The sequence below is a fragment of the Clostridium sp. HMP27 genome (assembly GCF_000765165.1).
GTDB lineage: Bacteria > Bacillota > Clostridia > Clostridiales > Clostridiaceae > Clostridium_AK.
The window spans coordinates 1-4,924 of the sequence record NZ_JMFY01000004.1 but is presented as its reverse complement, the minus strand read 5'-3'; the positions used below and the strand labels follow the sequence as shown (position 1 = coordinate 4,924).

Genomic DNA, 4,924 nt, shown 5'->3' with positions numbered 1-4,924 from the left:
TAATAATAGAGCAATAGTATATACATGATACAATAACACATGTCGTCACAAGAAACGACAAATAAGTCAACAAAGGTTTTAAAAATGTTTTAAAAAGTTGTTGACAAGAAGAAACAAAAATGTTAATATGTAAAAGTCGCTTAGAGCGACAGGGTCTTTGAAAATTGAACAGAGAATAGAAACCAGTCAATTACTTAACAGTTAAATGTTAAGAAACGCGATGAGCGAAACAGATTAAACTTTTAAATTGAGAGTTTGATCCTGGCTCAGGACGAACGCTGGCGGCGTGCCTAACACATGCAAGTCGAGCGATGAAACCCTTCGGGGTGGATTAGCGGCGGACGGGTGAGTAACACGTGGGTAACCTGCCTCAAAGAGGGGGATAGCCTCCCGAAAGGGAGATTAATACCGCATAACATTATTTTTTCGCATGAAGAGATAATCAAAGGAGTAATCCGCTTTGAGATGGACCCGCGGCGCATTAGCTAGTTGGTGAGGTAATGGCTCACCAAGGCAACGATGCGTAGCCGACCTGAGAGGGTGATCGGCCACATTGGAACTGAGATACGGTCCAGACTCCTACGGGAGGCAGCAGTGGGGAATATTGCGCAATGGGGGAAACCCTGACGCAGCAACGCCGCGTGGGTGAAGAAGGCCTTCGGGTTGTAAAGCTCTGTCTTCTGGGACGATAATGACGGTACCAGAGGAGGAAGCCACGGCTAACTACGTGCCAGCAGCCGCGGTAATACGTAGGTGGCAAGCGTTGTCCGGATTTACTGGGCGTAAAGGGAGCGTAGGCGGATATTTAAGTCAGATGTGAAATACCCGAGCTTAACTTGGGTGCTGCATTTGAAACTGGATATCTGGAGTGCAGGAGAGGAAAGTGGAATTCCTAGTGTAGCGGTGAAATGCGTAGAGATTAGGAAGAACACCAGTGGCGAAGGCGACTTTCTGGACTGTAACTGACGCTGAGGCTCGAAAGCGTGGGGAGCAAACAGGATTAGATACCCTGGTAGTCCACGCCGTAAACGATGAATACTAGGTGTAGGAGGTATCGACCCCTTCTGTGCCGCAGTTAACACAATAAGTATTCCGCCTGGGGAGTACGGTCGCAAGATTAAAACTCAAAGGAATTGACGGGGGCCCGCACAAGCAGCGGAGCATGTGGTTTAATTCGAAGCAACGCGAAGAACCTTACCTAGACTTGACATCCCCTGAATTACTCGTAACGGAGGAAGCCCTTCGGGGCAGGGAGACAGGTGGTGCATGGTTGTCGTCAGCTCGTGTCGTGAGATGTTGGGTTAAGTCCCGCAACGAGCGCAACCCTTATTATTAGTTGCTACCATTAAGTTGAGCACTCTAATGAGACTGCCCGGGTTAACCGGGAGGAAGGTGGGGATGACGTCAAATCATCATGCCCCTTATGTCTAGGGCTACACACGTGCTACAATGGTTGGTACAACGAGACGCAAGACCGTGAGGTGGAGCAAAACTCAAAAACCAATCCCAGTTCGGATTGTAGGCTGAAACTCGCCTACATGAAGCCGGAGTTGCTAGTAATCGCGAATCAGCATGTCGCGGTGAATACGTTCCCGGGCCTTGTACACACCGCCCGTCACACCATGAGAGTTGGCAACACCCGAAGTCCGTGAGGTAACCGTAAGGAGCCAGCGGCCGAAGGTGGGGTCAATGATTGGGGTGAAGTCGTAACAAGGTAGCCGTAGGAGAACCTGCGGCTGGATCACCTCCTTTCTAAGGAGTCGACAAGAAGCGATGAGCTTTCTTGAAGGTTTCATTCTCTGTTTAATTTTGAGAGACCTTAATGGTTGATAGCAAATGTTATCAACTTTGGTTATCTCTCAATGTTCTTTGAAAATTGCACAGAGTATATTTTAAAATATTGGTTAATAAGTGATAAATAATATTTATTACTAGGTCTAATCTAACTTGAAGATCAAGCTAGAAAGGGCGCATGGCGGATGCCTTGGCACCAGTAGCCGATGAAGGACGCGATAAGCTGCGATAAGCTTCGGGTAGGCGCAAATAGCCTGAGATCCGGAGATTTCCGAATGGGGCAACCCACATAGCTAACGCTATGTACTGTAAGCTGAATACATAGGCTTATGGAGGTAGACCCGGGGAACTGAAACATCTAAGTACCCGGAGGAAGAGAAAGAAAAATCGATTTCCTAAGTAGCGGCGAGCGAAATGGAAAGAGCCCAAACCAGAAACTTGTTTCTGGGGTTGAGGATAGATCATAAATATGGATGGATTTTAACAGAAGAGAGCTGGAACGCTCTACCGTAGAAGGTAATAGTCCTGTATGTGAAAAAAGAAATCCTAAGATCTAATCCAGAGTACCACGAGACACGTGAAACCTTGTGGGAAGCAGGGAGGACCACCTCCCAAGGCTAAATACTAACTGGTGACCGATAGTGAAGTAGTACCGTGAGGGAAAGGTGAAAAGAACCCCGGGAGGGGAGTGAAATAGAACCTGAAACCGTGTGCCTACAACCGGTGGAAGCACATTAACGTGTGACCACGTGCTTTTTGTAGAACGAGCCAGCGAGTTACGGTATGTAGCAAGGTTAAGCACTTAAGGTGCGGAGCCGAAGGGAAACCGAGTCTGAATAGGGCGACTAGTTGCATGCCGTAGACCCGAAACCGGGTGACCTATCCATGGACAGGTTGAAGCGGAAGTAAAATTCCGTGGAGGACCGAACCACGTTGGTGTTGAAAAACCATGGGATGAGCTGTGGATAGCGGAGAAATTCCAATCGAACTCGGAGATAGCTGGTTCTCCTCGAAATAGCTTTAGGGCTAGCGTCTGGTAATTGAGTAATGGAGGTAGAGCACTGAATGGGCTAGGGGCTGACAACAGTTACCGAACCCTATCAAACTCCGAATGCCATATACTTTTATCCAGGCAGTCAGACTACGAATGATAAGATCCGTGGTCAAAAGGGAAACAGCCCAGACCATCAGCTAAGGTCCCAAAGTGTAAGTTAAGTGGAAAAGGATGTGGGATTTCTAAGACAACTAGGATGTTGGCTTAGAAGCAGCCACTCATTTAAAGAGTGCGTAATAGCTCACTAGTCAAGAGATCCCGCGCCGAAGATGTCCGGGGCTAAAACTTACCACCGAAGCTATGGATGTGTCTAACGACACGTGGTAGAGGAGCTTCCTGTATGGGTTGAAGTCGTACCGAAAGGAACGGTGGACTGTACAGGAGTGAGTATGCTGGCATAAGTAGCGAGAAATAAGTGAGAATCTTATTGGCCGAAAACCTAAGGTTTCCTGAGGAAGGCTCGTCCGCTCAGGGTTAGTCGGGACCTAAGCCGAGGCCGAAAGGCGTAGGTGATGGACAATTGGTTGATATTCCAATACCACTAACTAACGTTATTACCGATGGGGTGACACAGAAGGATAGGATGTGCGCACTACTGGATGTGCGTCTAAGCATTTAGGAGTGACTGGTAGGCAAATCCGCCAGTTGAATCTGAGGTGTGATGGGGAGCGATTTATCGCGAAGTATCTGATTCCACACTGTCAAGAAAAGCCTCTAGGGAGGAAGTTAGTGCCCGTACCGCAAACCGACACAGGTAGGTGAGGAGAGAATCCTAAGGCCAGCGGAAGAATTGTTGTTAAGGAACTCGGCAAATTAGCCCCGTAACTTCGGGAGAAGGGGTGCCACAGAAATGTGGTCGCAGTGAATAGGCCCAAGCAACTGTTTAGCAAAAACACAGGTCTCTGCTAAAGCGAAAGCTGATGTATAGGGGCTGACGCCTGCCCGGTGCTGGAAGGTTAAGGGGATCCGTTAGCGCAAGCGAAGCGGTGAACTTAAGCCCCAGTAAACGGCGGCCGTAACTATAACGGTCCTAAGGTAGCGAAATTCCTTGTCGGGTAAGTTCCGACCCGCACGAATGGCGTAATGACTTGGGCACTGTCTCAACAACAAATCCGGCGAAATTGTAGTGCAAGTGAAGATGCTTGCTACCCGCGATTGGACGGAAAGACCCCGTAGAGCTTTACTGTAGCTTAGCATTGAATTTCGGTATTGTCTGTACAGGATAGGTGGGAGACTTGGAAGCAAGGGCGTCAGCCTTTGTGGAGTCATCCTTGGGATACCACCCTGACAGTACTGGGATTCTAACCGGAGGCCATGAATCTGGTCACGGGACATTGTTAGGTGGGCAGTTTGACTGGGGCGGTCGCCTCCAAAAAAGTAACGGAGGCGCCCAAAGGTTCCCTCAGTGCGGTTGGAAATCGCGCGTAGAGTGCAAAGGCAGAAGGGAGCCTGACTGCGACACTTACAAGTGGAGCAGGGACGAAAGTCGGGCTTAGTGATCCGGTGGTTCCTCGTGGGAGGGCCATCGCTCAACGGATAAAAGCTACCTCGGGGATAACAGGCTGATCTCCCCCAAGAGTCCACATCGACGGGGAGGTTTGGCACCTCGATGTCGGCTCGTCGCATCCTGGGGCTGAAGTAGGTCCCAAGGGTTGGGCTGTTCGCCCATTAAAGCGGCACGCGAGCTGGGTTCAGAACGTCGTGAGACAGTTCGGTCCCTATCCGTCGCGGGCGTAGGAAATTTGAGAGGAGCTGTCCTTAGTACGAGAGGACCGGGATGGACTGACCTCTGGTGCACCAGTTGTTCCGCCAGGAGCATTGCTGGGTAGCTATGTCAGGACGGGATAAACGCTGAAAGCATCTAAGCGTGAAGCCCACCTCAAGATGAGATTTCCCATAGCGTAAGCTAGTAAGACCCCTTGAAGAACACAAGGTTGATAGGTCAGAGGTGTAAGTGCAGTAATGCATTCAGCTGACTGATACTAATAGGTCGAGGGCTTGATCTAATTAATAGTACTCTGTGCAATTTTGAAAGAACATAGTTCTTTCTATATATCTGGTGATTATGGCTTGAAG

General features: G+C 49.1%; 2 rRNA genes. Both read left to right on the top strand.

The features are described 5' to 3' along the window. The first annotated feature begins 243 nt into the window (after positions 1-243). Positions 244-1,752 (top strand): 16S ribosomal RNA (locus tag DP68_RS03130). A gap of 200 nt (positions 1,753-1,952) precedes the next feature. Beyond that, positions 1,953-4,854 (top strand): 23S ribosomal RNA (locus DP68_RS03125). The 16S and 23S rRNA genes sit together here, the layout of an rRNA operon. Positions 4,855-4,924 lie beyond the last annotated feature (70 nt).